This window comes from Bacillus sp. H1a (assembly GCF_000633475.1).
Classification (GTDB): domain Bacteria; phylum Bacillota; class Bacilli; order Bacillales; family Bacillaceae_G; genus Bacillus_A; species Bacillus_A paramycoides.
In genome coordinates, this window is the sequence record NZ_AYMH01000081.1 from 1 (window position 1) to 4,164 (window position 4,164).

The 4,164-nt window shown below is 33.9% G+C and carries 3 protein-coding genes; 2 read left to right on the forward strand and 1 reads right to left on the reverse strand.

Going from position 1 to position 4,164, the window contains the following annotated elements:
- The first annotated feature begins 313 nt into the window (after nucleotides 1–313).
- Nucleotides 314–1,537 (forward strand): ParM/StbA family protein, encoded by a 1,224-nt coding sequence (locus U860_RS0128735; RefSeq protein WP_025151191.1) that lies wholly within the window; start codon nucleotides 314–316, stop codon nucleotides 1,535–1,537.
- Between the two features lie 20 nt (nucleotides 1,538–1,557).
- A complete protein-coding gene (locus tag U860_RS0128740) occupies nucleotides 1,558–1,914 on the forward strand; it encodes a hypothetical protein (RefSeq protein ID WP_025151192.1) in 357 nt (118 codons plus the stop codon).
- 516 nt (nucleotides 1,915–2,430) lie between these two features.
- Here U860_RS0128740 and U860_RS0128745 read toward each other — a convergent pair.
- Complete coding sequence (locus tag U860_RS0128745; protein WP_025151193.1) at nucleotides 2,431–2,856, reverse strand: hypothetical protein; 426 nt, start codon at nucleotides 2,854–2,856, stop codon at nucleotides 2,431–2,433.
- Nucleotides 2,857–4,164 lie beyond the last annotated feature (1,308 nt).

The following is a 4,164-nucleotide window of genomic DNA, read 5'->3' on the forward strand; positions in this document are numbered from 1 at the left end:
ATCATCCATGCCGGTCATGTCGTCATTACATTGTTGTTGGCCATCATTTATGTCGGTCATGTTGTTGTTTTACTGTCATTCATCATTATTTATGTTCGACATGTCGGCGTCTAACTGTTATGTGTTTAATTCGTTTGAAAGAAGGAATTTCCTTGTTTATTTTGAATTTTTTAAGTGTATAGGTTAATTAAATAACAAGTATGATTCAAGTCGTACTTATTATTTAAAGTGTTCTTATTTTTGATTAAATGTGCTAAAGCATAATCAAAAGTAGCACTTAAGTCGTACTTAATGTATAAAGGGGGAATTATTAATGAAAATTGGAAGAAAAGTAGCGGATTTCGGAAATAGTTTTAATAATTTCATGGTTGATGGTTATTATATTGAACTTGCAACGAATGTAGTTAAAATTTCAAAGAAACAAGCTGAGGATTTACTTGTTGATCGTATTTCTAGACCAGAAGATTTACTAGATAGATTACTAATTTCCACTGAAATCGAAGGTGAAGAATCTTTCTATCTAGTTGGGCAATTAGCTGAAGATAATCAATTGGCAAACTCACATGTAAATAAGATGCACGATAAAATTAAGAGTCCTATCCCATACGTAAGCTTTTTAGGAGCAATTGCATATTATCATGCCCTGAACGCTGAACAAGAAGATAATGAAGTTGAAATTGAACACATGAGTATGATGCTTCCAATTTGGCTTTTAAAACGCGAAGAAAAATTTAGCATTGCCCATAAAAAAATGGAAGAAAGATTTATCGGTGAACATAAAGTTAAAGTGTTAACACCAGGAATGGAGAAAGAACTAACTATTACAGTCCATTCAGCAAAATGTAGAAATGAATCAGAAGTTGCTAGACATTCTTTAAAATATAAAATGGTTTCAAAAGATCAGAATACAAATGTAATTAGTATTGAAAAGCGATATGAATCTGAGAGATTTGATGAATATGAAGTAATTTTAACTGACATTGGTGGCGGGTCTACAGATGCTGTGCGATTAGGTAAAGGGCTTACTACACCTAAGCACAGAGATTCTTTCCAAGTTATCGATATTGAGCCATTCTTAGGATACCTAGAACGCTTTCGAAAAGAAAAATTGATTCAATACTTTAAGGATATAAGAACATTAGAGAAATTTATAGTTAATAATTATAAAGTACAAAAGTATGTACTATCGAATGAAAATACTGGTGAAGAATATGATTTTACAAATGAAATTGTAGGGGCGCTGAAAGAATATGCAAGAATTTTAGTAGCTAAAATTCTTGATGTATTCATCCCATCTAGTACGAATACAGTATTGAAATTCATTTATATCGGAGGCGAAGCACCCGTTTTAGAACCTTACATCCGTCTCGCTTTATTGAATCATATGTCTGAAATGGCTGCTAAAAACAATCACTTCTTCTTGAACGATATTATTCAAAATAGCGACAAAGAAGTATTTGCTCCAACTTCACGTACAATTAATCTAACTGCATTAGAATTAAAAGTAATTGATGAAATGAAGGGACAGCTAGCTTAGAATAAAGGGACGTGCTGATAATGGCTAAAAATAGAAAAATGGCATTACATGCTGATAATATGCCTGAAGATGTATATAGGATTCTTAATGAAAAAGCTAATAGTAGACAATTGACAGCATTTGTTGTTGAACTGGTACAAAACGGAAAAAGTTATGAGCAACTACTGCAGAAATTAGATAATGTAGAACAAAGGTTAAATCTTTTAGATACAGTTGAAGATAAATTGGATCTTCTACTTACTAATGGATTTGTTCCCGCACAGAAACAAGAAGAGTTAAAAACAGAGGAGCCCATATTGCAAGAAGGTAAAATTATTGACGCTAGGGTCGTACTTGGTGGGATTTCTGAAGAAGATAACGAAGAGATTGATTTCTAACTAGTAAAGAAGACCTTTAGGTATAATCCTAAGGTCTTTTTATATTTATGTGACCTAAACTGTTGAATTGAACTATCCGCCACTTAACGCCCTTATGGGGTGTTTGAAGTGGGGTTAGCCTACGGTTAATACGAAATTCGTACGGTATCACAATCTTATTTGTGGTTTTTGACATCTAGAAATAGACTTGGTTTTAATAGCAAGAATCCCACTGATGTAAGTCATCTTGACCCTTTAGAGATGGGAGTGTCAAAATAAAATAGTCCTGATATCACTATTATTACCCTCTGTTAAACAGGGAAATATCCCTATTTCTATAATTAGATATTTCCCTATACCTCTGCTTTTGTTATCATAAATTGTAACAATGAGCATAAGATGGCCGTGTTGGTCAACTTATGCTTCTAATATGCACACAACAAAAAAAGATAGCTCAATAGGCTATCATTAGTAGGCTATATAATTATCGTTATCAGAAGTTGATATATGTAATTCATCTACGAAAAATTATCACTATCAGACTGGAATTATGCTTTCCAACTCAGTAATTTCCTCACTAATTAACTGCTCTATTTTTTTTATAAAATCATCAATTTGACTAAGTTCCGTAAGGATAAACAAATTTGAACGCATCCAATAAGGTTTTGATTGCTTATTGTCAGCTACTACCTCAATGCCTACAATTCCTCTTTTATCATGTAAGAAGAATCTCATGGATAAGAAATGAGTTACATTGTCTATATCCTCACCTGAAACCCATTGAAACTCATTTAGTTTAAAAGTGGAGAACTTGATTATTCCTTTTTTTAAATCTTCGAGATCTTCATTGGTGGTATATATGTCAATGTTTGCAGTACCAGAAAATCCATAGAAGTCAAAATTCAATTCAAAAAAATCGGTATCTTCCCATATTCTTTTTATTTTTATACTCGGCTCAGGCATTGTACTCTATCCTCCCATAAATTGCACTTTCCACTTAGGAATAGTATATCAAGTTTTTCTTAATCAGACGGCTCCGTTAGATACATAAAAATCAATGTATATCCTATACAGGCTCGGTTAACATAACACATCATTATCGGTAGCAAGGACAAGGAGGAAACTTACTCTCACAAGGGAACCTCCTTTTTTGTTCTATGGATCTATGCACTTTTTTATACATTCCTATCCTGGCGCGGTTTTAGGATTCTCGTTTGTTACTGGATTAGCCAAAAAACTGTATAAAATCTCGCATTCTCTTAGCGTGGGGGTTTTCAAAAATGCAGGCGATACCCCATGCCCATCAAGCTAAGATTTTCAGAAACCTCCCATTACAAAAATTTTACCTTTTCACAGTTATTCATAAGAGTTCGGCTCATTTTTTCTTTTTCGGGCCTTTATTTTTCTTTAAATTGATGAGTATGTATGGTGACCCACTCATGCCTCCTTACAGGGAGAATGATAAGGCATTTTTTATTTACCCAATTACCGAGCTCTCAAATGTTTTAAATAGTTACCTATCCCCTAATCACCGAGTATGTTTATTTCTCTAAATCGCTGTCCATAATAATAAATAAAGACAAACCCTTTATCCTTAAGATACAAAATCTTTCTCAAGGGTATCAAACTCGGTAGTTAGGGTAGAGTGGTATAGGTTCTAGACGAAAGGGTTGTTTTCACAACATTTTCCAAAACAACGACATAGAATCAAAAAATAATCAAATCACTAAAAAAACGACCTTTTATCTTCTTCTCTAACGCGTTTTACAAACGTCATGAATACAATTGCATTAAAAAGGACTATCTCTCTAAAAACGAGAGAATAGACCATTTAAATGTAATCATCAAAAAATACCTAGAATTTAACGAATTTACCGAAAGAATTCTCCTTCCTCAATCGTGTGAAGGGCGCTAGCCCAACGGTAGGTGGGAGATGAATTTCGGTTTGGCATAGCCAAAAACTTTTGATAAACTAGCTATATGAAGTTCTTTGATAACTTGATATATGAGGTTGCAGGAAGAAAATAGAGTGCGAAAACCAAGCCATTCGGTTCCTGCGTAAAATATCAACCGTACCAAGAGAGCATCCAAGCGTTGGACATCTAGGGGTGGAACACCCCGAAGTAACGCTCAGGGAGACGAAAGGTTACTTTCGTCGTGGAACTGAGAAGCTTCCACTTCAAGCTTTGCTAAGTGGTGAGTAGTTCACAGTCATACTTACTTGTTAATCTACTCTTGTTTTCTCTTCTCTAGGGTCTAAGTATATTTTAT

Bases quoted from the DNA above. Each gene is read 5' to 3' on its own strand.
- U860_RS0128735 (WP_025151191.1), top strand. From the start codon at position 314: ATGAAAATTGGAAGAAAAGTAGCGGATTTCGGAAATAGTTTTAATAAT.
- U860_RS0128740 (WP_025151192.1), top strand. From the start codon at position 1,558: ATGGCTAAAAATAGAAAAATGGCATTACATGCTGATAATATGCCTGAA.
- U860_RS0128745 (WP_025151193.1), bottom strand. From the start codon at position 2,856: ATGCCTGAGCCGAGTATAAAAATAAAAAGAATATGGGAAGATACCGAT.